We start from the raw sequence: 25,894 nt of genomic DNA on the forward strand, positions 1-25,894 counted from the left end.
TCATTCAAGCGTCGGCGAGCTCGCCTGCGATCACGGCCAAGGCGTGATCCACGAACCGGTCCTTTTCACCGACCGGCGCGACATAGTGCAGCGCCTCGCGCGCCAAGTCGGGCGAGCCGCCGCGCGCGATCATCCAGGCGGCGAGGTACGGTGCCGCGAGGCAGCCGCCGGCCGTGGCGACGTTGCCATGCGCGGCGAAAGGGGCGTCGATGACCGTGACGCCCGCCTCGACGACCCACGGCTTGGTGGTGAGATCGGTGCAGGCCGGCAGATCGCCGATCAGTCCCAGCTTCGCCAGCAGCAGCGTGCCCGAACATTGCGCCGCGATGAGTTGCCTCGCCGGATCGAGGCGCAGGCGCGCCAGCATTGCCGGATCGGCGGCGATCTCGCGTGTGCAATAGCCGCTGCCGATCAGGACCGCGTCCGCCTCCTCGACGAATTCGAGCGGGCGTTGGCGGTGCACGATGACGCCGTTCGGCGACGTCACCGTCGCGGTCGGCGCGGTGATGTGCGCGGTCCAGCCATGCGGGCGCAGCCGGTTGAGGATCGCGGCGGCGACGAACGAGTCGAGCTCGTTGAAGCCGTCGAAGGTGAGGATCGCGACCTGCATCAGCCGTGCACCGAACCGCTGAACATGGTCCTCGTCGCGCCGGCGACCCAGACCTGTCCGGTGTCGTCCTGCGAGACGTGGATGCGCCCGGTGCGTCCCAGCCGGGTGCCTTGCGCGGCGACGTAGCTGCCGCTCGCGCGGCCGCTGGCGAACAGCCACTGACCGACCGAGGCGTTGAGGCTGCCGGTGACCGGATCTTCGATCAGCCCGCCATGCGCGTCGGTGAAGAGGGCACGCAGTTCGAACGCCACGTCGCCACCGGGGACGTGCGGCCCGACGATGCCGATGTCGATATGCTCCGGGTGATGCCGCGCCGGTTCGACCGCCAGCACCGCCTCGGCCGATTCCAGCAGAACCGCGATCCAGCCGGGGCCATTGTCCGCCCAGGCAGCATCGACGATCGCCGCGCGGTCGATCCGCAGCAACTCGGCGACTTGGGCGATCTCGGCCTCGGTCGGCGTGCCGCCGCGCAGCAGCGGTGGGGCGGCAAAAGCAAGCTGATCGCCATCGCGCCGGATCGTCACCAGTCCGACGCCGCATTCCTGCACGATCACGCCCTCCTGCCTGGGCTGACCACCGGCTTCCGACCACGCATGCGCGCTGCCCAGCGTCGGGTGGCCGGCAAAGGGCAGCTCATGGGCCATGGTGAAGATCCGGACGCGATAGTCAGCGGCCGGATCGGTCGGCGGCAACAGGAAGGTCGTCTCCGAGAAGTTGAGCCAGCCGGCGATCGCCTGCATCTCCTGCGAAGACAGACCCTCGGCGTCGGCGATGACCGCCAGTGGATTGCCGGTCAGCGGATCGGTGCCGAACACGTCGACGAGGCGGAAGGGGCGGGTCACGGTCTCGGTTCTCCTGCAAATGGTGACGCGTGCTACCCCGCGGCGGCTGATGCGAACAGGCACGGACCGATACGATCGTGCCGAACTGTATTGGTGGAAACAGCAGCACGATGGGCATCCAGGCCGACAAGACCCGCACCGGCATGGTGGCGCGCACGATCCGCGACCGCATCGAGGCGCGGGCGTTGACGCCGGGCGCGCGGCTCCCGTCGATCCGCGCGATGGCGGAGACGAGCAACGTCGCGCGCTCGACGGTGGTTGACGCCTATGACCGGCTAGCTGCCGAGGGGGTGATCCGGTCGCGTCCCGGGTCGGGCTTCTATGTCGCCGCGCCGCTCGCACCGCTGGCGCTGGATCGGCTCGGCGCCACGCAGGAGCGCGAGGTCGATCCGTTGTGGATGCTGCGACAGTCGCTGGGCGAACAACGGCATGACCTGATGCCGGGATGCGGCTGGCTGCCGGACGACTGGTTGGCGAGCGAAGCACTTCGCAAGGCGATGCGCGCCGCTGCGCGGGCCGGCGGCGACGGCGTGCTGGCCGGCTATGCCTCGCCACGCGGCTCGCTGCAGCTTCGCGTCCTCTTGGCCCGCAGGATGGCGGATCAGGGGATCGAGGCCGGCCCCGACCAGATCCTGCTGACCGATAGCGGCACCCATGCGCTCGATCTCGTCTGTCGCTTCCTGCTGCAACCGGGCGACGCCGTGCTGGTCGACGATCCCTGTTACTTCAACTTCCTCGCGCTGCTGCGGGCGCACCGGGCCAAGGTAATCGGCGTGCCGATGACGCCGACGGGCCCCGATGTCTCCGCCTTCGCCGAGGCAGCCGCGGTGCATCGTCCGCGTTTCTATCTGACCAACTCCGGCATCCATAACCCGACCGGCACCTCGCTCGGCGCGCCGACCGCGCACCGCCTGCTCAAGATCGCCGAGGCCCACGACATGACTGTCGTCGAGGACGACATCTTCGCCGATTTCGAGCATGCGGCATCGCCGCGACTGGCGGCGTTCGACGGGCTCGACCGGACGATCCGGATCGGCAGCTTCTCCAAGTCGCTGTCGGCGGCGGTGCGCTGCGGGCACATCGCCGCGCGGCCCGACTGGATCGAGGCGCTCGCCGACCTGCGCATCGCGACCTCGATGGCCGGTAGTCCGCTGGCGGCCAACCTGCTCCATGCCGTGCTGACCGACGGCAGCTATCGCCGCCATGTCGAGGGCGTGCGCACCCGGCTCGCGCGGGCCACGGCGCGGGTGAGCAAACGGCTGCGCGCGGCCGGCATCGAGCCGTGGATCGAGCCGGCGGCGGGCATCTTCCTGTGGGCGCGGCTGGCGGACGGTGTCGATGCCGTCGACTTGGCCCGCCGTGCCATCGGCGACGGCATCGTGCTGGCGCCCGGCCCGGTGTTCAGCACCAGCGGCGGGTGGCGCGACCACATGCGGTTCAACGTCGCTATGAGCGACGACGATCGCCTGTCCGCTTTCCTGGAACGCGCGCACCGATAGCCGCCGACGCGAACGTGGCCATCGCGTTGTTCCGATAAGTGGTACGCGCAAGTCGGTGAGCGACGAGGAAAGCGGCCGCATAGTGAGGGAGGAGGAAATTCAGGCGCAACAGCGCAATTTGGCGGGGCGGCCAAATTGCGGTGCGCCGCCGGTGCCTGATCGGCCGCGGCGGGTCCTCCAACCTGACGGTTTCCGGAAGGCGGTTCGAGAGGGGTATTGTGTGGTCCGCGGGGCGCGTCGACAATCAGGGGCATGTCGACGTCCGGGTCCATCGGTGAAGAGCCTGCGGTGTTCGCGCACCACGTGCGTGCGCTTCTCGCCCGGCAGCGGCGCGAGGACGAGGAAGCGATTGCCGGGTCCCTGAAGCGGACCGGCTTCCGCGCGCAGGGCGACGATCGCGAGGGCCGCGGTTTGCAAGTCCGCCCGCTTACAGCCGGCCGCGAGCGGACGGTGGACTTCCATGCCGCCAGCCCGCTGACCCGCCGCGATCGGCAGACGGGCGGGTTCCGGGTGCCACACTTCGACGTGAAGGCGATCGTGGCGATCCACCCGCCGTCCCGGAACGGCGTCGCTCATCCGCGCTGCGGCGGCGGGGGGATGAGCGCCGCGGCACACTTCGACTATGTGACCGATGGGGCAAGGATCGGACTGGCGACCCATATCGACTATATCCGGCGCGAGACCGGCGTCGACGATCCGGCCGGCGAGATGCTGCTCGACATGCTGGACGAGCAGCATCTCCGGGCAGAGAAGAACGAGCTCGCCTGCTATACCAACATCCCGGGCGGCTGGGACCGGGCACGCAGCCTGTTCGAGGCGGCCGAACGCGCCGCACCGCCGCCGAAGTCGCATCTGCTTCAGGCCTCGACCGCGCAGGTCACCAGTTTCGAATATCAGCTGAAGTTCGGCGGTGCCCCGACCTGGTTCCGCGAGATGACGCGGCGATTGCAGGCGGAAGCGGCCGAGGTCGAGCGGGAGGCGATCGAGCGTGGGTGGCCCGAGCGGCATCGCATGGTCACCATCGCTGAGGTGTCCGGCGAGGAAGCCTATGAGCGTCTCGACTGGTTCGAACGCAGGCGATTCGCTCGCGATCTCGTAACGTGGAAGCAGGGCCGAACCCAACGATCGCAGCACCGGTTCGTCGGCGAACTGCCCGATGGTCTTTCAGCGTTCGATCGCCACGAGATACTGTCGCGCTTCTGCGGCACGTTGGCGGATGACGGCTGGATGGTGGTCGGCGCGATCCACCAACCCGACCGCCACAACGATCGCCGCAATTTCCACCTGCATGTCGATGGCGTCGATCGCCCGGCCGAATGGCTCGACGATCCTGGCTGTTGGGACTTCGAATATGTCGAACGACGCAACGGAAAGGTCACGCATCCGAAGCGTCAGAAGAAGGTTCGCTACGAAGCGCCACCCGCCGGGCTGCTGCGGGAGCGGTTTATCACGATCGTCAATGAGGTGGTCGGCGATCGGCCGCACGTCGTGCGGTATCTGCACGGGACCTATGCCGACAACGACATCGGGCTGACCCCGCTCGAGCATATGGGCAACCGGGCCACCGGGCTCGAAGCACGCGGGATCGAGACGGAGGTGGGATCGCGCAACGCCCGGAGGATCCTCGCCGATGAGGCCGCGGCTTGCGAGAAGCGTGCGAACGAGGCGGAGGCGGCGCTCGCCAGTGAACTCGCGCTGATCCGAACCATCGTCGCGAATGATCTCGCCGTCATGGCCGCGGTCGAACGCTACGAACGATTGGAACGGCGTCTGATCCGGCGGCGGCTTCAGCGCGAACTCACCGACGTCGTTATCACGATGGCGCGGTCGCGGGCGGAGACGGTGGTGCATACGCTGACCCCGACGCCGGGGCGCCCTGTGACACCGCGCAAGGGAGACGACCAACTGCTCGCCGATGCTCGGGCGCACCTTGCATGGGTCGAGCGGAACAGCCCTACGCCGGACGAGCGGGAAGCGGCGCGACGGGTGGAGGAGGCGCTCGCCGCAAGGGCAGCGGACCAGTGGGCAATCGTCCTGTCGGCAACGGCACGGGTTGGGCAAGCGCCGGCCATGGACGCGGTCGTTTACCTTCCGCGCCATCATGCGCCTGCGGCGGCGGCCACGGCGTCGCGGTTCGACGGTCCGAAGCGGGATCGCTTGCGCGCCTGGCTGCGCAAGCACGCCGCTGATGGGGATCTGCTGATTTTCGATAACGGCGAAGCGCGGCTCGGCCGCAGCGTTCCAAGGGCGATCGACACGCTGATGCGGCAGTTTGCTCACGAACCGAGCTTCCAGCGACTGCTGTTGGCGGAGCGGCACCGGCGGGCCGATCGCGAGTTGCTGTCGGGCTCCGCTCCGTCGAAGGGGACGCCAAGCACGTCTTCCGAGTCAGGCAAGCCGCGCCCGATGCCATCGAGCGCTCCGTCCACCACGACGGTTGGAACCCTGCCGATCCCAGAATCGGGCGAGGCGGAGTTCTCGTCCATGGTCATGGGCACGACTTCTGTTACGCCCATCGCGCCGCCCACGGCCTCCCCGAGTGCGCATATCGCGGCGCGGCAGGCGCATCGGAAACCTGACGTTTCCGGATCGCCGCCTGACAAGCTGCCGAACCGGGTCACACCGAGCCGGCCGGAGCGGGCGGCTTCCATCGCGACGAAGGACGCTTCTACCAACCGCGCGCCCTCTACGCCGGAGACGGTAGAGAAGTTGAAGGTCAGTATCTTTGATCAGGCATCGTCGTTGCCGACGGCGGGCGGGAAGATAGTGGGACCCAAGGGGCCGGCAAGTCCCGCGCCACCGCTCAGTCTGCCCACCAAGGGCCCCGAGCGCTAGCCCGTCGCGTGCATCCGGGAAGATCCGCCGGGGCCGGCGGAAGGAAGATTGGGAATCGCCTGCGGCTGTGCCGTGAAGGCGAAAATGAAGGTGCGGAAGGGTGGCGCGCAGCCCGCCACCTCCCGCATAATCCCAAGGACTTTCTTGTGTATATCATGACCAAAGAGCGTGCGCTGGCGCAGATGCGTGCGCTGACCGCGACCCAGGCGCTCGCCATGCTGGTGGGCTGGCAATCCGACCCGGCGACTCGGCTGCTGCTGCGCCCGCCGTTCAGCGAATGGTTCTACGCCGCCTCCGCCGATCTCCTGCTGGTCCCATCGATCGAACCGACGCGCGGCGATCTCGCCATCGTCGAACGGGGCATGCGCGAAGCGCGTTGCGACGCACTCGTCGTCAAGGCGTCGAGTGAAGGTCGGCGCACCCTCTATATCGCTTACGGCCAGTGGGGTCGGCAGGAGAACGCCTGGTGCCACGGCCGGCGGCTCTGGCTGTCGCCGCGTGGCGAGGCGTGGCTGGTCCCCGACCCGCACGACAGCGACGATCCGCACCTGTCGATGCAGTTGACCGAGCGCCGGCTGCAGGTCGCGTCGCATCCGCCCGCGCGGGACGAGCAGGAGGCGATCGACGGCCTCGACCGGGCCGACGCCTTCCTCGCGCAGTTGTGGGGGGACCGCTGATGACCGTGCTCCCGTGGATCAGCCCTGCTGAGGCCGATGACATGCTGTTCGACGATCCGCTCGGCCCGTCGCCCAATTTTGGCTTCGCGCTTCTGCGGCCGACGGCCAAGGGCAAGCGCAACACCACCGCCGACATCGCCCGCGCCAAGCTCCAGCCGAGCAGGCCGGACGATGCGGCCTGGGGACCGGACGGGCTGTGGCCGATCAGCTGCACCACCAGCCGGCTGGTGCCCGCGCCCGGTGTCGCGCTCGAGCCGGATGCGCTGGAGAGCGTGTTCGAGGGCTATGACGCCCGGGTCAAGCCGCACCAGAAGCTGCTGGCGACGGTGCTGACCATGCGCTTCGACCACGGCTGGCAGGCGACGGATATCCTGTCGCTGGTCGGCATGTACGCGTTCCAGCATCTCGCGCTCGACCGCCGGCTGACCAGCCTCACCGTCGTCCATATGCCGGGTGACGAATTGTCGGCGCGCCGGCCGCATGCGCATTGCGTCGTGCTGGCGCGCGTCCATCGCGCCAGCGGATGGGGCGAGCTGCACCGCGATCTGGTCGCCAATGACGCGCAGGCTACCTTTCAGGCCGAGTGGGAGACGTTCCGTGACGAGTGGGAGCCGCGCTTCGCGCCCGGCTGAGCAGGCCGCCGAGCATCCGCGACAGGCGTCGCGGGTGCCCTCGGCCGGGGCGGGCCGGTGCCCGCCGGAGGGGGATCAACCGATGAAGTGTCCCCGATTGGGGGATGAGAAATCGGGAAGAACCAGATGACCAACACCGCCGCCGCCCGCGCTCACCTCGCCGCCGTCTCCACGATGCTCCTGGGCAACCGCACGCTGCGGCCGTCCGCGGCGCTGCTCGCAGGTGAGCGCCTCGATCAGTTCGCGCGGCTCCGGCTGGGGCAGATGGCCTGCGACGCGCAGGCCGACCTCGTCCACCTCACCTTCGAGGAGCAGGCGGGCGACACCGTGATGACCGACATCTCGATCTTCGTGCCGCGCGACCGGATCTGCTTCTCACACCCCGGCTGCCGGCTGTGGCTGTCGAAGACCGGGTCGCGCGCGCTGCTGCTGCCCCAGCCGCACGTGCGTGGCAGCTTCCGCCTCGCGCCGGCGGAGATCGTCCACCTGCCCTTCAAGCCCGCTGACGCGGACGCCGAGCAGGGCATCGCCCGCGCCGAGGCGCGCCTGCGCCGGCTGGTCGAGCGCGGTGTCGATGTCGCGGGCCGCGTCGTCATCAACGACTGGCCGATCTGGTAGTGAGGCGAGCCCGTGCGAGCGGGCCAGCCAATACCCCTCGGCGATCTCCGCCCAGCGTGCCCGCTGCTCGGTCGAGCTACCGAATGCCACCAGCATCAACGAATGGGGCGTGTGCTGCGACCGGCCGCGGATGTCGGCGAAACGCACCCGGCCCCGCAGGAGGAAGATGTCGGCCTCGACGGTCAACGTTTCGTGGAACCAGCGGGAGTCGGTGCGCGCGGGGACGAGGCAGACGACGCTGCCGACATTCCCGCACGACCATTGGTCATGCGCGCGTTTCAGCCAGCGCAGCGTTTCGCTGAAAGGAGGATTGACGAAGGCGAGCCCGCCCGACCAGTCGTCGACGAACCCGTCGCCGCCTTCTTCGAGCAGGATGCGGCGCTTCGCGACCACCGGGCTCAGCGCATGACCGCACGGGTCAAGGTCGATCGCGCCGAACGCATGGTGGACCTTCGCCAGGAACTCGGGCGGGGTGAAGCGGATGTCGCGGTCCGCTTTATCGCCCTCGCTCCAGTAAACGCGTTCCTGTGCCCGGCGCCGGGCCTGAGGCGCGAGCACGGTCAACAGGCGGAGCAGGCTGGCGACCGATCCGCCGCCGCGCTCGAGGCTGGCGAGCGTCGTGCGCGACATGCGCGCGCGTGACGCCGCCTTCTCCAGCGTCCAGCCACGCCGAAGCCGGCTGGCGCGCAGTTTCTCGCCAAGGGTGTTGCCCGGCCCGAGACCGGTCAGCCGGAAGTCGGTTGCGATCATCACCGCGACAAGGGTCTCGACCGAACCGACGCCCCGCTCGAGCCGCTTGATCTTCTGCAACGGCACGCCGATGCGCGCCGCGAGCGCCGTCTGCGACACGCCCGCCGACCTGCGGGCCTCGATGAGCGCAGCGATCAACATCAGATACCAAAAGGGTTCATATCCTGGTCGATATGAGCAGCCCTATACGCTGGGTCAATACTTGCCCGAATTGCGAGGGCACGGGCTCCATTACTTCGCTAAAACGCAAGAAGAATGTCGTGTGTTTGCGACAAAAGTAAACATCTCTTTACCATGTCAGGAACAGTCGACATCGCGTCGCGAAGATTTGCGTTGCCGACAGGCGGGCAGATCGCCTAATCAACGCCCGTTCGCCAGCAGGCGGACCGAGGCGTGACAACCTCGTCGGTAAGTAGCCGTAAGCCCGGCCCGAATCCGTTCGGCCGGGAAGCGGGTGTGTATGTCCAGGGCGCAAGCCTAAAGACACTCGCGCCTGTCTTACCGCAGGTTGTCACCTCCCGGCTTTTGGGCCGGCACCGCCTCGATTTTTACATGAGGCGGTGCCGCCGGCTGGAGCCGACCGGCACCGACGCGAACGGGGGTTCGGGCGTTGGGTGTTGATCGACGGAAGCGCGAGTGCCATGCGCGCATAGCAAACATATCGGTGATCTCGGCGGGGCTGCTGCTTGCCGCCTGTGGCGGCGGCGGTGGCGTCAACTCTGGCGGATCGACCGCGCCGCCGACCTCCACCCCGGCACCCACACCCGCACCGAGCCCTACACCGACATCGTCCGCCGACAGCGCCGAATACAAGGCCTCGGGCGCGGTAGTGATCGCCAAGGCCGCCTACGCCTATGACCGCGGCATCACCGGCAAGGGCGTGACGATCGCGGTGCTCGACACCGGCATCAACCGCGCGACGCCCGAATTCGCAGGGCGCATCTCGGCGGACAGCACGGGCTTCGAACAGCGCGTCGCGCGCTGCGGCACCTGCGCGGCTGAGACGCTGGCGCCCTATGCGATCGATGACAAACAGGGCCACGGGACGACCGTCGCCTCGGTCGCGCTGGCGGCGCGCAACGGATCGGGGCCGCAGGGGGTTGCACCCGAGGCGACGCTGCTGGCGCTCAAGATCGTCGGTGCTGACCTGTCGGGCCAGACCGCCGGCGGCACCGGGCCGATCCCGGAGAGCGGAAGCGCGAACGCGATGCTGATCGCGCCGGCGATCCGCTATGCCGTCGAAAAGGGCGCGTTCGTCAGCGTCCTGTCGCTCAACGGCTTCGGCACGGGGCAGATCGCGCAGGACCAGCGCGCCGCGATGGATCAGGTACGCCTCGCCGACCGGCTGCTGGTCAATTCCGTCGACAACGCCACCGGGCAGGACAGCTTCACCGGCCAGTTCGCGGAGAACTTCGTCGGCACCGACAGCGCCAACAAGGACTGGTTCCTGTTCGCGATCGGGGTCGACCAGAACGGCAACCCGCGCAGCGCCAACGGCAATGCCGGCCCACTCGCCGACCGGATGCTCGCGGCCGGCGGCAACAACGTCGAGGTCGTCGACAAGGACGGTAACGTCGTCAGCGTCACTGGCAACAGCTTCGCCGCACCGGCGGTCGCCGGGGCGGCAGCGTTGCTCAAACAGTATTGGCCGCAGCTGGGCGGCAAGGCGATCAGCCGCATCCTGCTCGACACCGCCACCGATGCCGGGGCGCCCGGCGTCGACGCCGTGTTCGGTGCGGGCATCCTGAACGTCGAGAAGGCGATGCAGGCGCAGGCGCCCGCTTCATCGTTCGCGGCGGCCGATGCGGTGCTGACGCGCTATTCCTCGCTGACGACCTCCGCGCCATTCGGAGGATCGGCCGCGGCGACGACACTGACCGATCAGGTCGGTGGCATGACGGTGTTTGACCGCTACGGCCGGGACTATGGGATGGTAGCCTCGACCGGCGTGCGCGCTCGCGGGTCGGGTCTGCTTGCCGGCGCGATGGTCGGGCAGACGGATGTTTTCTGGCACGCGGCGCGGACAGAAGCCGCACGCTTCGGCTTCGCGACCAACGTCGGCGCCTATTCAGGGCTTCGTCCCGCCATGCCGGCCGTCGTCTCCTTCGCGCCTGCCGCCGGGCAGCAGGTCACGCTTGGCACCAACGTCGCGATCGGCGGCGGGACCGGACTGGCGGGTTCGCCGCTGCGCGGCATCGCGTCGATGCCGGTCGGCAGCATGTCGGTATGGTCCGGCGGGGGTTGGTCGGCCTCCTTTTCGAGCGGGACGTCTCGGGACGGCCGCCTCCGGCAACAGGTCATTGGCTTCGCCATGCCGCTGGGCCTCGGGGTCGAACTGTCTGATCTGGCCGAACGTGGCCAAGTCCTCGGCATGCGCGGTGACGCGACGCTCGGCCTGACCGGCGCGCGGACCACGCTCGCCACGCTGATCTATCGCCACACGCTGGCAGGCGTCGACCTCACCGCCCGCGCCACCGCCTCCTCGACACGGGCGTCGGGGGGCTCGAACCTGCTGCGCTTCGGCGGACCGCTGATCGGTAGCGCCTTCGTGCTGGAGGGTGCACGCGGCCTCTTCGGCGGTCGCGCGACGCTCGGGCTGTCCTCGCCGCTTCAGGTCGAGCGCGCCCGCGCGATGCTGCTCGCGCCGGTGTCGTTCGACCTCGTCAGCGGTGCGCTCGCGACCCGCACCGTCGCGGTCGATCTCGCCCCTGATGCTCGCGAGCTGGACCTCGAACTGGGCTGGTCGACCGCACTGTCGCCTTCGTCATCGCTGCGGTTCGGTCTCGCCCACGCCTTCGACGCGGGCCACGTCGCGGGCGCGTCCGACACCGCCGGCTTCGTCACCATCGCCATCCGCTGAACGAAACCAGGAGCAGGAACCATGAAGAAGACGCTCACAGCCGCGGCCATCGTAATCGCCGCCGCCACCGCCGCTGGGCCGCCGGCTGCGGCGACACCTCAGGCCGTCAGCGGCGCGGAGACGGCGGCGTTTCCGCTCGACGTGGCCGGGGTCAGGCTCGGCATGTCGGCGAGCGAAGCACGGGCCGCACTCATCAAGGCTGGCTATGCGATGCCCGCGACCAACGGCGTGAGCTATGGCCCGAGTTTCGCGGCCCGTGTCCGTGCAGAGGCGGCACGGCGTCGCACTGGCGCCGCTACATCGCCGGCAATGACCGACCGGGTGATGACACAGCTCCAGGGCGTCGGCCCGAACCGCGAGACGATCACCGTCGGGCTGACCGCCGTGCCCAACGGCGGGTCGACCGTCACCAGCGTCTTTCTGACGATACCACAGGATGTGATGAAGGGTGATGTCTTCCTGCGGCAGGTCACCGCAAAATACGGCAAGCCCGATGGCAGCCGGGATCAGGGCATGACGCTCGCCTGGTGCAGCGCGCCGCTCAAATCCGTCTGCGGCACGATCACGCCGTTCCAGCGTCGGCCCGGGGCGCTGCCGAACCTGACCGCGTCTGTCGTCTACAACGACAACACGATCCGGCTACAGGACGGCACCGAGCAGGATCGCGACCGCGAGCGGGCCTTCGCCGCGGCGGTCGATCGCGCGGCGCCCAAAACCGACCGGGCGGCCTTCTGAGGGCGCACAATCATGATCGCTGTCATCGGAGCCGTCGCGATCGTCGCGCTGTTGATGCTGGTGGGCGTGCTCAACGCCACCGGCTTCTTCCGCGCGCTGCCGCTGATCCTGCTGCTGGGCGCGATGTCGTTCGTCGCCGCGATGGTCGCGAAGGTGAACCTCGGGCCGGAGTGGACGGTGTGGGCAGGCCTCGGCGCGCCTGCTGCGCTGCTGCTGTGGGCGGTATGGCGACCGGGATCGTCGCGCGCGAAGCTGTGGATCATGAGCGGCGCGTCCTTCGCCATGAACAGCCTTAAGTGGTTGGCGGTCATCGCCTGTGGGCTGACGCTGCCGGCGAATGGCTTCCACTTCGACATATGGCTGACTCGCGGCTGGCCGTGGGTGGCGCTGGCGGTAGCGGCTTGGGCCGTGCAGGTGTTGGTGGACCGGGTGACCATCCGGGCGATCGCCAGAGAACCAGGGGCGGCGGATCGGGTAGAAACATTGTAGATCAAATCGCGTCGGCTGGCCGTAGGGGAAAGAGGTATGTCGATCATCATCATCGCCGCGCTGCTGTCGGCGGCCAGAAATCCATGTGACGGCTCGACGACGCGCGAAGTCGAGCAATGCCTCGCCGCCGATCTGGCCCGTGCCGATGCCGAGCTCAATCGATACTATGCAGCGGCAACGAAGCGATTGACGGAGCAACAGGATACGGCCGCCCTGGCGAAGCTGCGCGCGGCGGAACGGGCTTGGATCGCCTATCGTGACGCGGAGTGCGATGCCGTCTACGACTCATGGGGTCAGGGCACGATCCGCGGTGCCATGAACCTGGGTTGCCGGATCACCCTCGCCGAAGCTCGCACCGCGACGGTCTGGCGCAACTGGCTGACCTACGCCGACAGCACGCCGCCCATCCTGCCGAAGCCGAGGGCTAGTTATTGACCGACCCTCGGGACAGCCGGCAGGTATCACTGGCGAAATCCGACGCGCGTTCGTGGTGAAGCGAGCCGCCCGTCTGCTTTCGGGTGCCTGTATGGCGTAAGCGACCCTTCGTTCATTGCCCTCTCTTCCGCGGCTTCACGCCTACGGTCAGTCGTTCAGAGTCATTGGCGCAGCGCCTAAAGCTAGCCGCTAGGTTAGGGCGAGAAGCGCGCTGCAAGCCTTCATTGATGGTCAACCTGCTCTTCCAGACAAATCGACGTCGGACGCGGTATGCCTCTCGCTTGAATCACGTACCAGCTGGGCGCTAACCGTCGCTGGAACCCCCCCAGCGTCATCTTCTGATTTTCAGCTCCACCGGTAGATTTTCTCCGTCAGCGGCCGATGACGATAGAAATGGAACGGAACAGCAACTACATCTGCCATTGCGGCCAGGGCTCGGCGCGATGGGGGAATGATGCCGGCGATCTTCGTACACGTATCCGATATCCACTTCGGTCAGGAGCGGGACCACTCGGTCCACATTCACGACGATGTGAAGATGCAATTGATCGAAGACGCGGGCGAACTCGTCGCATCGCTGCCCGGCGGTGTGGCGCAGGGGATCTTGGTAACCGGTGACATCGCCTACTCAGGGACGGCCGAGCAGTATGATGCGGCGGCGTTATGGCTCGACGAACTTGCCGAGCGCATCAGCTGTCCCATCCACCGCGTTCAGATGGTGCCGGGGAACCACGATCTAGACAGGAACAAGCTTTCGATCGGCGGCACCGCGCTGCTCGACTATATCCGTGGTGGTGGTCCGGCGGAATACGAGAAAGTCATATCGAACCCGACCGACCGGGCGACGTTGTTGGCCCGGTTTGAAGACTACAACAGGTTCAGCTTCGGGTATCGCTGCGGCCTTGATGACGAAGCGAAATTCGCGTCCAACCTCCGCATCGAGGTCGGTCCGAACCGGTGGATCCGGTTTGTTCGGCTCAACTCGTCGCTGCTGTGCACGGGTCGTGAGAAGGAGGACGATCCCGAACTGATGATCGGCTCGCGGCAGTTCACGCTGCCTCGACATGTCGGAGAGGAGAACGTAGTTCTTGTCCACCACCCACTCCACTGGTGTAAGGACGCCGACGAGGTGCGCGACTATGTCTATAGTAGGTCGCGTGTGTTCATCTCCGGGCACGAGCACGACCCCAAGGTTGATGTCGTGCCCGTGTCGGACGGTTGCGACGTGATGATGCTCGCCGCCGGTGCCGCGGTGCCCTTCAAGTCAGACAACGTCTTCACCTACACCTACAATGTGATTGAGTTCGACTGGGACGAGGCGACCGACGCGTTGGCCGTGACCATGCATCCGCGTGCTTGGAACCCAACCGGGACGTGCTTCGAGGCAGATGACAAGCGGTTGGGCGGCAAGGATCCGCGTTTCTTCCTCGGCTGCCCCAACTTCAAGAAGGCAGGGCCGCCTGCCGCTGGACGGCCGGGCGATGCCGTCGGCGGGGAGATCGTCGAACGCGAGCCTATAGCGGAGGAGGTTCGTGCCGAAACCGCGTTCGTCGAGCAAGGGGAGGACCCGTCCGTGCCGCCGACCGCCAAGGGCTACGAACTCGCGCTTTTGCGCTTCTTCCGTGATCTGGTCGAGAGCGAGCGGCTGCGCATCCTCGTCGATCTGGATGCGATTCCCCCGGACTCAGACGAACGCATGACGCAAGGCGTCGAGCGGAGGCTGTTCGACTGGCTAGTGAATCAGGGCCGGCTGTCTGACGTTGTGGCGATGATCGACGGGAAGATATCAGAACGAAAGGACGGGGACGCGTGACGGACAATATTTCGGTGCATATGCGCATAACGGGGATGGTGCCGACCAACGAGGACGTGGATTCTCGTCGGGCGGCGGCGTCGGCGCTCTCGTCCGCATGGTTGAAGTTTAAAGACTCGAGCCAGATCGTCTCTAAGTCCGCGGAAATTGCCGAGGCGCTTGGCGGTGATGGCACGCCCGGCGAGCAACTTGGCACCGAGGTGCAGAAGGCGGTTCAGAAGAAGGCGTCAGCTTTCCTGTACAACGAGCGACCACTTGAGGTGGGGGTCGTTGCCGGCATGGCCGCAGTGACGATGCTGTCATCTCATCCCAACACCAACGGTTGGACGACGGTGGACGTCTACTCCAACGCGTTGTGGCTGGCACTGGCTTTCCAGCCCGTACTTCAGGACGAGAAGCGCGAGAATCTGCGGCAAGAGGTCCTTGACCTCGCTCGGCGTCGGAGCGTCGCCAGTGCCGAAAGGGCACGCGAGCGCGACACTGTTCCGGGCATGGGCGCCCTGACTGTTGAGATTGAGAGTGGGACCGTCACGAACAATTTTCAGGATGCGGCGCTCGGCACGATCAACGCACTTCGTCGGAACGCTGCGCTAGACCGCGAGGAACTGGACTTCATGTGGTGGTCGCTCCTCGCGCGCAGCCGGTTGGTAGGACGCCCGCTGGGCGGCATGTCGGAACCGTTGAGGCTGGTTGCCTCCGGAATCGAGGCGACCGTGTTGCTCCGCCGCTTTCCTGCAGAGGTCCATCGGGACCTCGTTCTACGCACAGTAGACGCCGATCCCGAACTCGACCTAGCGGGACTGCTGGCCGAGATCGGCGATGATCGAGAGCGGCTCGTCTCTGGGTTCGTAGTTAACAACGTTGACGCTCACCCCACTGTTTTCCCATTGCTCCATGCGATCTCGACCGGTGGAGCCAATGGCGCTGGTTCGGACGTCAAGCGGCCAGCGTCGATCTGGGGTGCGCGAGCATTGCTTGAAGGAGCGCTGACTAGGATGATGTCGACGGGAGCCCTCAACCAGTGAGCGCAGCCTGCAACTTCGACGGCTGCGCGGTCGGGGAGACGGGCGTGTGTGCGCTTGAGCGAGACCCAGTGACCTGCGACCATCGGGTCGGCACGGTCGGGGGTGACGCAGTCGGCGCTTCGCATGGCACTGATGCCTTGCCGGAGGCAGACGAAATCGGCGGAGCGGTGCTGGAACGCCCTTCGAGCACGGCGTCGTTTCCATCCAGCCACACGCTCGGTCCTGACGTCATATCCGACATGATGGCGTCCCGTTACGTGACCATGGTCGGGATTCTCGGCGATCCGGATTCCGGCAAGACCGCGTGCCTGGCGAGCATATACCTTCTCGTCGCGAATGCGACGCTCACCGGCTGGACGTTCGCCGACAGTCGTAGCCTGATGGCGTTCGAGGACATTGCGCGCGGCGCGCGCGACTGGAACGCCGGGACGCCGCCCGACCAGATGACCGTGCACACCGAGATGTCCGACGATAGGCGTCCGGGCTTCCTCCACCTACGACTGGTCCGGAAAAGCGACGGTCGGCGCGTCGATTTCGCCCTGCCGGATCTGCCGGGTGAATGGACCACCAAGCTGATCAGCAGTGCGCAGGCGGAGAGGTTCGGCTTCATGAAGTCGGCCGAGGCGTTGTGGATCGTAGTCGATGGCCGTGCGCTCGCCGACAAGGAACGTCGCCAAGGAGCAATATCTCGGGTCGGGCAGCTGGCCGAGCGGTTGAAGGCGCTCTTCGATGGTGCTGTGCCGCGACTGGTGATCGTGGTGACCCATCGCGACAGTGGTGAGTTGGCGCAAACCGTGTCTACCCGTCTTTTGACGGAACTTCAGCGTCGTGACGTCGAGTTCACGGTTGTGCAAGTCGCTCCGTTTTCAGAAAACAATGCGGTGAGGGCGGGGTTCGGGATCGACGATCTCATCGCCGCGACGGTCGGGACACCGCGCGCGGCGCCTGACTTTTGGCCGTCGATATCCCCTTCCGACGGTGCAAGGGCGTATCTCGCATTTAGGAGGGACCGATGAGCCGTTCGGTTGTGCTTATCGGCGGGCCGGATTCGGGCAAGACTAACTATGTCGGTCGCGCTTGGCCCGCACTAGATGCGAAGATGGGCCGTCTTCAAGCTGCGCATCAGCCGACCGACATAACGTTTGTCCTCGAGGTGACCGACCACCTCAATTCCGGACATTTCGCGCCACGATCCGAGCTTGCCGACTCCCGTCGTGACTTTGAGGTAGTTGTCGCAGAGCGTAAGGGCGGACCGGAGACGACAATCGTCATCCCTGACATCTCAGGTGAGCTCTGGTTGCGCGCGGTCGAGGATTCGGAGATCGCCGTCGACTGGATGGATGAGCTCACGCGAGCCGATGGCGCGTTGCTGTTCGTCCGCGTCGGGTCTGATCAGGATGTCCGACCGCTCGATTGGGTCACGTCGAAGAGGATGATGGCCAAGCTGGGCACACCGGATGACCCCAGCCTCCCTACTCAGGTGATGTTGTGCGAACTGCTCCGGTTCTTGGAGGTTTCACTCGTCGATCGGTCCGATGGAAGCCGCCCGCGCGTGGCGATTGTGGTCAGCGCCTGGGACGCCGTCGATGCCGAAAAGTTCGCGGCTGGCCCCCAGGCCTACCTTGAGCGCGAGTATCCCCTGCTCGCTGGAAGGCTGGATGATGTCGAGCGGCTTAACGTCCGCGTCTTCGGGCTGAGCGTGGTCGGTGGCGACCTGAAGACGGACGAGGAATGTCGTGACGCCGTTCAGGAAGGCGGGCTTGATGGCCGCGGCTGGGTGTCCGACCAAGATGAGAAGGGCTTATGGACGCGTGATCCGGACCTGACGTTGCCGGTAGCCTGGGTCGTCGGCACCTGATGTGAATACCGTCGAGCGCCAGGTTCACGGGTATCGCCAGGGTCACCAGTTGCTGGCGGCGTCCGTGCGGCTCCCGAAGGAGGATCAGTCGACGATCGACCGCCTGTCGGACGTCGCTGGACCCCTGCGCCCGCGCGAGCGCTTTGAACCCTATCTCACAGCCTATCCGTTGCCGAGCAGGGATAAATACGTGCTCGCGCGAACTTGGCAGGATTTGACCGTTACCCGGGCGGGGTGTGTCCGCACGGTCAGCCTCATCATCGACATTACCGAATGGTCGGCAGCCGAGAGCATCCTGCCGTATCTTGACCTGCTGAAGCTCGATTATCTACCCACAGACGGTGACGCAACCGCGGCACCATTGCCTGCGGCCACTGACAGGCCGCTGCCACCGACGACCCACTTTGAGGGAAGCGAGCTTCTGGAAGCGCTCTTCCTCGAGGACAGCGTCCCGGTTGTGGCGTTCGACGTTTCAGATCCTGAGATTGTCGCCACGCGGCTTCTCACCGCCTTGTGGCCAGCAATGCGTCGAGAGTTCGCATTGTCGACGTTCGCCTTGTCGCCGCGAAAGGTCGGCGGTCGCGACTTCGATCTGGTCTTCGCGCCCAAGGACGCGCGATCGAAGTTCGCCGATTGGGCGGGTCGGCGGATCGACGGTGGGGCTCCGGTGTCCGCGCGCCATCGGTGGACCAGTTCGATCGTCGACCGCGTCTTTCAGGGGCCGAGGCCGCGACTCCTGACGTCGGACGAGATCGGTCTCGTCGGTGGAGAGGGGAGTTTGGTCGACAAAGCCGCCGCGCTTCGAATCGCGCTCCTTTGGGACGAACTGCTGGCGAAGCTCGATACAACGCCAACTGCCGCGCTTGGGCTGCTCGACATCGCGAATTCAGGAAAGGTCCGCGAAGCATCCGCGCTCAAGGCCTTGGAACCAACGCTCGGACAAGCCATCCGGAGCGCCGCGGTATCGCTGCCCGATGACGAGGCATGGGGATTCCTTGGGGCAATCACGCGCAAGATGCACGGGCGATCCATGGTGGAGGGCTCGGCGGCCGTTCGCTCCTCGATCGGCAAACTTGCGCAGCGGTCGCCCGAAGGTGCGATCGCGCTCGTGTCTCAATCCGACGAACGGGGGATTGTGGCGCCGCTGGTGCCGATCATCGCAGATGGCATCGGGAACGGGCTCTCGCCGCGTGCGGTGCGCGCGCTGCTGTCCGCGCCGGCGCCTGTGCTGGGCGCGCTGGTGTCGAGCAGCGGCCATCTCGCGGCCAGCGTCGCCGACGATCGGGACCTGATCGAGCGTTTGGGGGTGGTTCTTCCCGAACTCGACCAGGGAACGGCGGATGCGGTGAGTGGCGAGATGCTCCCGCTGCTGCTACACGACTGGCAGCTCCCAGCGGCGGGACCGCTGTTTGCCAGACTCGACGCTAACCAGCTGGCGGCCGAGGTGACGCATTTAGGGCTGGCCGGCGGTCTAGATGCTCCCGGCTTGGTGCGGCATTGTATCTCGTTCGCGCGGGGGTTGGGGTCGAAGTCTGCCGTGCTGACCGCGCTGGCCGGGCTGCCGGATACCGGATCCCGAAATGAGCTGCTGAGGGAGGCCATCGACCCGTCGAACGACGACAGCGTCTGGCTGGTCCGGCAGTCAGGATTGAACGGGGACGTGATCGCCGACCTGCTGGTAGACCTTCTTCGGCGGGCCGACGACCGCCAGCTCGGCTCCATCATGGACGACAGCCGTGTGAGCGAGCGAGCGGTCACCGCCGCCGAACGCCGGGCGCCGGATCTACTGCGCAGGTTCATGATGATAGACTCGCTACCGCTCGAGGCATTCGTCAGCGTGGCCCTGAGGGTCTTCGATACGACGGATGGGAAAGATCGGGTGCAGTTGGCGCGTCGGGCGCTCGAACGCACCCTCGGCGGACACTTCGGGGGAGATGAGCTGGGCTTCGTGACTGCGATGCTGAGTGCGGTCGGCGACGAGCTCGACGGCGCCTGGGCGGCGCGGCTCGGTGTCTCACGCACCGTTCCCGCCAATGTCGCCGGTCGTAACCTGAAGGCATTCCGCAAAGCTACGCAGCCCGCCCGGCTCCGTGTCGTCTGGTCCGTCAACGAAGTAGCCGAGGTGCTCCGGGGTCGGCAGGCGTTCGACCTCGACGCGTCTGCTGCCGAGGCATGCGCCCACATTCTGTTCGAGGCAGAGAAGGTAACGCCGCGTGCGGCTGTCTTGGCTGCAGGACACCTGCTGCCGATGTTGATGCGGCAACCTCGGGATCCCGTCTCTCTAATCGTCGCGGCCGCCTTCCCGATGATCTACCGCGAACTCCGCAAAAAGGATGAAGTCCCCGATCTCCTGAAGTTCATACCATTTTTTGACTGGGATCGCTGCAAGGCGGCACGTCAAGAGCTTGTCACGGCGTTCATGTCGTCCGCCTGGGCACCCGGCGATCTCGCTCTTACTGCATGCAGGTGCGACGATATCGGTCGAATATTGCGCAAGACCGCCAAGACCAACGGCGGGGAGGGATACTTGAGCAGGGTTGTCGGCGACTTGGCTCGGCTCCCGGACGGCTGCCGCGTCACGATTCAGAAGGCGGTTGCTGCGATTCGCGAGGATGGCACGTCCAAGTATGACTGGCGCGACTAGAGTCTAAGTGATCTGAGCGGCATCGGTAGGGGATCCCTAAGGCCCATGAAGTCTGATTCAAGCTTCTTGCCGTGCGGAGGTCGGCAGGTGTCGGTTGAGCCTACGCGGCACATGGCTCTGTCGAGCAAGTACGCGCAGACGAAATTGCAGAATAAAGTGCGATGCTCGCCTGCCCGCAGGTGCCAGCATCCGGTTGAATTCGGTCAGCCCATTCGTTCGGCGCTGGAACCCTGGTTTCGTTGAAAGCGATCGGAACCGCCCGTATGTGCCTACTCACGACCAAGGACTGCCTTGGCTAAGGGGACGAACCATGGCCAAGCCGCGAATATTCCTCAGTTCTACCTGTTTTGACCTCGGAGATGCTCGGGCCGAGCTGACGTCGCACCTCGAAGGGTGTGGATTTGAGGTGCTGAACTCACAAAGCGGAAAGTTCGGCGTGAAGCCGAAGGTGCATTCGCATGATGCTTGCCTAGTGATGATGGAACAGGCGGATTATGTGGTGCTTATCATCGGCGGGCGCCGCGGTGGCACCTATGTCGGCAGTGAGAAGTCGATTACGAACGAGGAGATCCGCGCGGCGCAGAAGCTAGACCGACCAATTTTTGCTTTTTTGGACAAACGCGTCGATGCGCTACGGGCGACCTACCGCAAAAATCCTGGCGCGGATTTTACCCCGACCGTAGATGACGTTCGTATCTTTGATTTCGTCGACACGATCGCTGCAGGGCACGAGGATAACTGGCTGCGCCTCTTTGACAACGTGACCGATATAAAGTTGGCCCTTACCGCCCAGTTCGCCTACATCTTGCTCCTCTACTCTCAAAGTCTGCGGAAGAAGGCCGCCAAGACGCCAGCCAAAGGGCTCAGGACGGTACCTTTTCCAGCGTCACTCGACGGAGTTCCCGGGGACGACGAAGCCGAGCGCACGGTAGCTCGCGCCGGGTTACGCCAAGTTTACGACTGCCTGAAAGCCTTGCTTGCTGCCGATGTAAAGGACAGCATTAAAGGCGAGCAGTTGAAGTCAATTTGGGTGATCGCTCGCCACGGCGACGCCGACGATCGGCGCATCAAAGTGCGTGAAGATCGGTTCAAGGCCTCCGCTTGGGGAAAGTATCGCGGCGAACGGGTGTTCGCGCAGATGACCGATTGCGGGATCAACGGCGAGTATGATTTTGATGAGGACAGCCTGGGACGTGCGTATGGGACCGTGGAACTGGTCTTCGACTCGAAAAAGCAAGGAACCTATCCTGCCCAAGCACTCAAAATGTGGGTCACCGCGCTGATCAAGCGGCATGGTGAGGACGATTCTCTCGACTTCTTCAGGAGGCTCGACATGCGCGTGTTCGAGGAAAGTTCAAAGACCAAGAAGGTGGGAAAGACGAAGGGCTGAAACAGGCCCCCTAAGCCACCAGTCAGCAATCGGCCGCATCTCCGCCGCTGCGGCTCCCTGAACGAACGGCTGCTTCCGGATGGCGCTTAGATGCCGCTTAATGGCGCATTGTGGGTCTCGTCGCCGATCACACGGCGGCTCACCTATGCGGCATTCTGGATCGCGGTTTGCAGCAAGGAAGACAACGCTCCGAGGTCACCGGCGTCGGCCTGCCTCAACGCAAGATAAAAAGGCGGTCCCTCATCGATAACCAGGTCCTCGCTCAGATTGAACAAGTCGCGCGCTTGGATCGATGCTAGTTCGCGCGCGACGCGACCGTTTCCGTCGATGAACGGGTGAATGACTAGCAAACGATGCATGAAGGTTGCGAGCGCCTCGATGCGCTTCGGATCGTCGGCGTCGATAAGCGTCTCGTAGCTGTGCGACCAACTTTCAACGAGCTCGTCCATAAGCGCCGGGACCTCATCCCAAGGCGGAAACTCCAGACCGTCGAGCACGGCCCCGGTCGGATCTCCCAGCCAAACCTGCGTTTGTCGGTACCTTCCGTAGTGATGCACGGATGTGGTGACGACCCTTCGGTGGACATATCGGACGAGAGAGGTCGAGAGCTGTCCCGAAAGGGTGGCACTCGGTCGGTGGGCGAGCGAAGCGGAAGCCGCTTCAACGGCATTCGCCAGCTCGACAATCGCAGCATCTGGATCGGCACCGCCCACAGCTCCCAGCACAACTGCAGTAGTTTTCATTGCAAGCTGGACTTGGGCTGAGGCGCCACGCTCAATCTTCGCAGCCAATCGATCGATCGCGCGGCTGTTCTCTGCAATGGCATCCGCGACCTCGTCGCGAGTAGCCGCGAAGAAGGCGAACTGCTCCTCCGCTGTCATGGAGATTCGCAGATGGCGCAGCCGAACCCCGTAGCCGCGCGGACTATCGAGAGCCACCCGCAAATATTCGAGGTGCATGACGAGCGCGCGCTTGCCCTCTTTGCCCGCAAGGGTCTCCAGCGTCGTCCTTTCCGTGGGAGAAAGGTGCTGGTTCGTCATGAAGATAAAGCCATTACGGCCATGCTTTTTTGAGGCAGCTAGGTCGTCAGTGAACTTCTTCTTGGACTTGGCGAAACTGACCGGATCGTGAGGGAAGTAGCATGCGGTGACGAAGGTGGTCCCATCCTTGCTGCACAGTATATCCTTTCCACCGTCCTTGCCTCCGCGAGGCTGCTGCGGGTCTACATCCTTGAAACCATTCAGGCGAAGAATGTCCGCGCAGAGTCGCTCGGCGGTGGTGGATTGCTGGTCCCATGTCTTTAGAACGATGGTGGTCGGCAAATCGGTTGTTTTAGGCATGCGCCTCGTCGCATTTGTTCTTTGAGCGCGCACGGTCCCACGTCGGCGGTTCTTACGCAACGCTACCACGAGATTTTCTAGGCGATTAGCGGCTGACTTGTACGCTCCAGACCTCACTCGCTTCGATGGCACCCGCGGGACCTGAACCAGCGTCCGCTTTCGGGCAGCGTTCGAGCGGCAAGGAATGACCGACTACTGGGTCTTTCTGACACCCAGGCTAGGGGAGTGAGTCGGCCAGGGACGGCCCTACGTCTTCCCGATTGGAGCCGCTCCATTCAAGCTTCCCGACTTCGTGGTCTTCAAACGTGGTCGCCGCCACGACGCGCCGTGACGAAGCCGATCCAATGGCCGGATCCTGATCGGCAGATGGGGCTCGATCTGGGCGGTAAGGGGCGTCAGGAGCATCAGAGCGCCGAGCTTTAAGTCCAGATCTGCCTCATCGTCATAGGTGCTGGCGGTTTCGGTTTCGCCTTCGTGACCGAAGATATCGCAGCGCAGGCTGTCGCTGACGCGGCCTTTCAGCATGGTGGTGGCGAGGCCGCGGTAGCTGTGGACGTCCTTGTCCTTCCACGCGCCGCCGATACGGCGACGCCATTCGGTGCCCTCGGGGAACGCCCAGCGCCGCAACTTGCTGAAGACGGTCTTGTAGAAGGTGCTCGCGAAGCTGGACGAGTCGGCCGACACCATTTCCGGAAAGAGCATCGTGCAGCCGGCGCGCCGCAATTCACCGATATAGTCTATGAAGCCGAGCCGGATCAGTTCGGGATGGATCGGCAGCTTGCGGATCGACTGGACATTCTTGAGCGCGCGATCCTCGGTATAGTCGATGACGAAATAGGGGATCGGGTCCTGCTCGCGAACTTCCGCCAGCCCTAGGCCAGCGAGTTCGGAGCTGCGGCCGCCATACAGGGGCAGCATGAGCGGCAACCAGTACCAGGCGTCATGGATGATCTCGGTCCCGGGCGTCAGGCGATGGTCGATCCCCTTGGTGCCCGTCCAGATCGGCGCGGACAGCAGCCGCGCGACCTCGGCCTTCGTCCAGTTGGCGCGCTTGTCACGCTTGCGCTTGCGATCCTTGCGCGGGCCCTTGCCCTTACCCTTCCGTGCCGTCTTGAACAGAAGCGGGATCGCAGGACGATGCCCCGTTTCGTCGCCATCCTCGCCCGCGGCATGGTCGAGGACCGACGTCACCCACGTCAGGTGCTTGTTGATGGTCACCTGGCCGAGACCGACTTCGGACGCGGGCAGGGTCGTGGCACGGGCAAGGCTGGCCTCGAAGCCGCCGGCGCGCTCCTCGCGGGTTCGGCCCCAGCGGTTCGGCAGGGCAGCACACAGCGTGGTGAAGGCCTTCACATGCGATTGCTGGAGGTCTTCGATCATGATGCCGGTGCCGCCGGCATAATCGAACAGCCGAATCGCGGTCCGCACCTGCTTTACCGTGTCGGTGTCCCAGTCGCCGGCCTTCTGGTGCTCGGCGATGGCTTCCTCGCTGGCTTCGATCAGATCCTTCTTCGGACGGATCGGTAGCGGCGGCGTCGGTTCGTCTTCCACGGCCGGGGCCGGCGGGACAGGCGTGACGACCTCTGGCGCGGCGGTGGGCCCGGATCGTTCGAAAGCGAAGGGGGCGTCGTCGCCGAGTGCCTCGTCGATCCATGCCTCGCTTTCGTCCTCGCGCCAGGAAAGCCGCGCCGTCGCCTCGCGGCACGCCGCTGCCTTCGCCTTGCAGATCAGGCGTTGAACGCGCCCGACATTGTCCGCCGTGACGGGGAAGCCGAAGGCCGCGCTATAATCCGCCACCTGTTCACCGGAGATGGCACCGCCATTCTGAAGATCGAAGACGATGTTTGCGACGGTCTTGGCCTGCGCGGGGCTCCAGCCGTTCGCCACGAGGCGCTGATGCTCGTCGAGCGTCCAGCGCGCCGCGATACCGCCGCGGGCGAGGAACTCCCAAGCCTCGGCATGAAGCGAGTTGGCGGTGGCGTGATCGCCCGCGTCCGCCAGGCTGCCGGCCTGATCCTGTTCGATCCGCTGCAACTGCCAGCGCAAGGCGTCGCCGAACACCTGCTTCATCTGCTCGCGGCTCATGCCGCTGAACTGACCATAGGCCATGCGCAAACCCTCGACTGCGACGCTCAGTCGGTCGGATATAAGGCGCGCGCGGTAAAAATTCCCGGTGCGTAACGAAATGGAGAGGGGCAGCGGCTGGCCCGCCACCATGATCTTGCGCCGCCAATGATAGCTGCCACCACGCAGTTTCAGGTTCGGCAATCCCACGCCTTGGCCCCCGATGGGTACAGCGAGGGGTACAACCGTGGGTACAACGGTTCCCGATCGCCGGGTTGGCGACGTGAAATCAATTACTTAGCGGGAGTTGGTCGGGGAGACAGGATTCGAACCTGCGACATCCTGCTCCCAAAGCAGGCGCGCTACCAGACTGCGCCACTCCCCGACGCGTGGGCTTCGGTTAGGCTGCGGCCGTGGGGGGCGCAAGCGGGAAGCCTGTAAAAAAGGGGGCATCCGAAGATGCCCCCTTGATGCGGTGCCACGTCGTACCGTCCCGGCGTCAGGAGGCGTTCCCCGCCGCGTCGCGAACATTGTCCGCGGCGTCGTCGAGGTTGTCGGCGGCTCCTTCGAGCATCGCCGCGGCCGACGCATTGGCGCTGGCATCCGCCATCGCCTCGAGGTTGTCGGCCTTGCGCTCCAGCGCATCGGCGACCGCCTCGGCATTGTTGGAGACCGATTCCGGTTCGGCAGCGCGGTCGCACGCCGCCGTGCCCAGGGGCGCGGTGATGGCGAGCAGGCCGGCGAGCAAGCGCATGGTGCTGATCCGAACCGGACGGGT

The 25,894-nt window shown here is 65.5% G+C and carries 21 protein-coding genes and 1 tRNA gene; 14 read left to right on the plus strand and 8 right to left on the minus strand.

Going from position 1 to position 25,894, the window contains the following annotated elements:
• Positions 1-4: 4 nt before the first annotated feature.
• Together PGN23_RS07395 and PGN23_RS07400 are read right to left on the minus strand one after the other, a co-directional pair.
• On the minus strand, positions 5-610 hold the full coding sequence (locus PGN23_RS07395; RefSeq protein ID WP_335302257.1) for a DJ-1/PfpI family protein: 606 nt from the start codon (positions 608-610) through the stop codon (positions 5-7).
• Positions 610-1,452: a PhzF family phenazine biosynthesis protein gene (locus PGN23_RS07400; RefSeq protein WP_335302258.1), complete on the minus strand. Its 843-nt coding sequence runs from the start codon at positions 1,450-1,452 to the stop codon at positions 610-612. Before PGN23_RS07400 ends, PGN23_RS07395 begins: the two co-directional genes overlap by 1 nt.
• Positions 1,453-1,562: 110 nt before the next feature.
• Between PGN23_RS07400 and PGN23_RS07405 the strand changes: the two genes are divergently transcribed.
• From PGN23_RS07405 to PGN23_RS07420, 4 genes are all read left to right on the plus strand, one after another.
• Positions 1,563-2,951 (plus strand): aminotransferase-like domain-containing protein, encoded by a 1,389-nt coding sequence (locus tag PGN23_RS07405; RefSeq protein WP_335302259.1) that lies wholly within the window; start codon positions 1,563-1,565, stop codon positions 2,949-2,951.
• Positions 2,952-3,203: 252 nt separating this feature from the next.
• Positions 3,204-5,786, plus strand: coding sequence for a MobA/MobL family protein (locus PGN23_RS07410; protein WP_335302260.1), 2,583 nt, complete (start codon positions 3,204-3,206; stop codon positions 5,784-5,786).
• A gap of 146 nt (positions 5,787-5,932) precedes the next feature.
• Positions 5,933-6,463 carry a hypothetical protein gene (locus tag PGN23_RS07415; RefSeq protein WP_335302261.1) on the plus strand — a complete coding sequence of 177 codons (531 nt, stop codon included), beginning with the start codon at positions 5,933-5,935 and terminating at the stop codon, positions 6,461-6,463.
• Positions 6,463-7,095: a hypothetical protein gene (locus PGN23_RS07420; RefSeq protein WP_335302262.1), complete on the plus strand. Its 633-nt coding sequence runs from the start codon at positions 6,463-6,465 to the stop codon at positions 7,093-7,095. The genes PGN23_RS07415 and PGN23_RS07420 overlap by 1 nt, the downstream gene beginning before the upstream one ends.
• A 75-nt stretch (positions 7,096-7,170) precedes the next feature.
• On the opposite strand, the gene PGN23_RS07425 is transcribed toward PGN23_RS07420, so the two are convergent.
• Positions 7,171-7,392, minus strand: coding sequence for a hypothetical protein (locus tag PGN23_RS07425; protein WP_335302263.1), 222 nt, complete (start codon positions 7,390-7,392; stop codon positions 7,171-7,173).
• A gap of 78 nt (positions 7,393-7,470) precedes the next feature.
• On the minus strand, positions 7,471-8,604 hold the full coding sequence (locus tag PGN23_RS07430) for a DNA N-6-adenine-methyltransferase (RefSeq protein ID WP_335302264.1): 1,134 nt from the start codon (positions 8,602-8,604) through the stop codon (positions 7,471-7,473).
• 523 nt (positions 8,605-9,127) lie between these two features.
• On the opposite strand from PGN23_RS07430, the gene PGN23_RS07435 reads away from it, so the two are divergent.
• From PGN23_RS07435 to PGN23_RS07480, 10 genes are all read left to right on the plus strand, one after another.
• Entirely contained in the window at positions 9,128-11,323 is a 2,196-nt protein-coding gene (locus PGN23_RS07435) for a S8 family serine peptidase (RefSeq protein WP_335302265.1), read from the plus strand.
• A 21-nt stretch (positions 11,324-11,344) separates the two neighbouring features.
• Positions 11,345-12,058, plus strand: a complete 714-nt coding sequence (locus PGN23_RS07440; protein ID WP_335302266.1) for a hypothetical protein — start codon at positions 11,345-11,347, stop codon at positions 12,056-12,058.
• Between the two features lie 12 nt (positions 12,059-12,070).
• Positions 12,071-12,547 (plus strand): hypothetical protein, encoded by a 477-nt coding sequence (locus PGN23_RS07445; RefSeq protein WP_335302267.1) that lies wholly within the window; start codon positions 12,071-12,073, stop codon positions 12,545-12,547.
• Between the two features lie 36 nt (positions 12,548-12,583).
• Complete coding sequence (locus PGN23_RS07450) at positions 12,584-12,982, plus strand: lysozyme inhibitor LprI family protein (protein ID WP_335302268.1); 399 nt, start codon at positions 12,584-12,586, stop codon at positions 12,980-12,982.
• Between the two features lie 451 nt (positions 12,983-13,433).
• Complete coding sequence (locus PGN23_RS07455; protein ID WP_335302269.1) at positions 13,434-14,795, plus strand: metallophosphoesterase; 1,362 nt, start codon at positions 13,434-13,436, stop codon at positions 14,793-14,795.
• The gene (locus PGN23_RS07460) at positions 14,792-15,820 is read left to right on the plus strand and encodes a GTPase-associated system all-helical protein GASH (protein ID WP_335302270.1); all 1,029 of its coding nucleotides are present in this window, start codon (positions 14,792-14,794) and stop codon (positions 15,818-15,820) included. The genes PGN23_RS07455 and PGN23_RS07460 overlap by 4 nt, the downstream gene beginning before the upstream one ends.
• Positions 15,821-15,888: 68 nt before the next feature.
• Positions 15,889-16,836 (plus strand): TRAFAC clade GTPase domain-containing protein, encoded by a 948-nt coding sequence (locus PGN23_RS07465; RefSeq protein ID WP_335302271.1) that lies wholly within the window; start codon positions 15,889-15,891, stop codon positions 16,834-16,836.
• The gene (locus tag PGN23_RS07470) at positions 16,833-17,678 is read left to right on the plus strand and encodes a hypothetical protein (protein ID WP_335302272.1); all 846 of its coding nucleotides are present in this window, start codon (positions 16,833-16,835) and stop codon (positions 17,676-17,678) included. The genes PGN23_RS07465 and PGN23_RS07470 overlap by 4 nt, the downstream gene beginning before the upstream one ends.
• A gap of 1 nt (position 17,679) precedes the next feature.
• On the plus strand, positions 17,680-20,322 hold the full coding sequence (locus PGN23_RS07475) for a GAP1-N1 domain-containing protein (RefSeq protein ID WP_335302273.1): 2,643 nt from the start codon (positions 17,680-17,682) through the stop codon (positions 20,320-20,322).
• Positions 20,323-20,632: 310 nt separating this feature from the next.
• Positions 20,633-21,712 (plus strand): DUF4062 domain-containing protein, encoded by a 1,080-nt coding sequence (locus PGN23_RS07480; RefSeq protein WP_335302274.1) that lies wholly within the window; start codon positions 20,633-20,635, stop codon positions 21,710-21,712.
• A 143-nt stretch (positions 21,713-21,855) separates the two neighbouring features.
• On the opposite strand, the gene PGN23_RS07485 is transcribed toward PGN23_RS07480, so the two are convergent.
• The 4 genes from PGN23_RS07485 to PGN23_RS07500 all read right to left on the minus strand — a co-directional run bounded on the left by PGN23_RS07485 (position 21,856) and on the right by PGN23_RS07500 (position 25,864).
• The gene (locus tag PGN23_RS07485; RefSeq protein ID WP_335302275.1) at positions 21,856-23,034 is read right to left on the minus strand and encodes a Fic family protein; all 1,179 of its coding nucleotides are present in this window, start codon (positions 23,032-23,034) and stop codon (positions 21,856-21,858) included.
• 264 nt (positions 23,035-23,298) lie between these two features.
• On the minus strand, positions 23,299-25,326 hold the full coding sequence (locus PGN23_RS07490; RefSeq protein ID WP_335302276.1) for a hypothetical protein: 2,028 nt from the start codon (positions 25,324-25,326) through the stop codon (positions 23,299-23,301).
• Between the two features lie 98 nt (positions 25,327-25,424).
• Positions 25,425-25,501 (minus strand) — tRNA-Pro (locus PGN23_RS07495).
• Between the two features lie 114 nt (positions 25,502-25,615).
• Complete coding sequence (locus PGN23_RS07500; RefSeq protein WP_443019750.1) at positions 25,616-25,864, minus strand: hypothetical protein; 249 nt, start codon at positions 25,862-25,864, stop codon at positions 25,616-25,618.
• Positions 25,865-25,894 lie beyond the last annotated feature (30 nt).

This window comes from Sphingomonas adhaesiva (genome assembly GCF_036946125.1).
In the GTDB taxonomy this organism is placed as follows: Bacteria; Pseudomonadota; Alphaproteobacteria; order Sphingomonadales; family Sphingomonadaceae; genus Sphingomonas; species Sphingomonas adhaesiva_A.

What these genes read in the sequence shown, in the direction of transcription:
- PGN23_RS07470 (WP_335302272.1), top strand. Translation starts at nt 16,833, where the DNA reads ATGAGCCGTTCGGTTGTGCTTATCGGCGGGCCGGATTCGGGCAAGACT.
- PGN23_RS07410 (WP_335302260.1), top strand. Translation starts at nt 3,204, where the DNA reads ATGTCGACGTCCGGGTCCATCGGTGAAGAGCCTGCGGTGTTCGCGCAC.
- PGN23_RS07480 (WP_335302274.1), top strand. Translation starts at nt 20,633, where the DNA reads ATGGCCAAGCCGCGAATATTCCTCAGTTCTACCTGTTTTGACCTCGGA.
- PGN23_RS07455 (WP_335302269.1), top strand. Translation starts at nt 13,434, where the DNA reads ATGATGCCGGCGATCTTCGTACACGTATCCGATATCCACTTCGGTCAG.
- PGN23_RS07440 (WP_335302266.1), top strand. Translation starts at nt 11,345, where the DNA reads ATGAAGAAGACGCTCACAGCCGCGGCCATCGTAATCGCCGCCGCCACC.
- PGN23_RS07450 (WP_335302268.1), top strand. Translation starts at nt 12,584, where the DNA reads ATGTCGATCATCATCATCGCCGCGCTGCTGTCGGCGGCCAGAAATCCA.
- PGN23_RS07395 (WP_335302257.1), bottom strand. Translation starts at nt 610, where the DNA reads ATGCAGGTCGCGATCCTCACCTTCGACGGCTTCAACGAGCTCGACTCG.
- PGN23_RS07430 (WP_335302264.1), bottom strand. Translation starts at nt 8,604, where the DNA reads ATGTTGATCGCTGCGCTCATCGAGGCCCGCAGGTCGGCGGGCGTGTCG.
- PGN23_RS07405 (WP_335302259.1), top strand. Translation starts at nt 1,563, where the DNA reads ATGGGCATCCAGGCCGACAAGACCCGCACCGGCATGGTGGCGCGCACG.
- PGN23_RS07445 (WP_335302267.1), top strand. Translation starts at nt 12,071, where the DNA reads ATGATCGCTGTCATCGGAGCCGTCGCGATCGTCGCGCTGTTGATGCTG.
- PGN23_RS07420 (WP_335302262.1), top strand. Translation starts at nt 6,463, where the DNA reads ATGACCGTGCTCCCGTGGATCAGCCCTGCTGAGGCCGATGACATGCTG.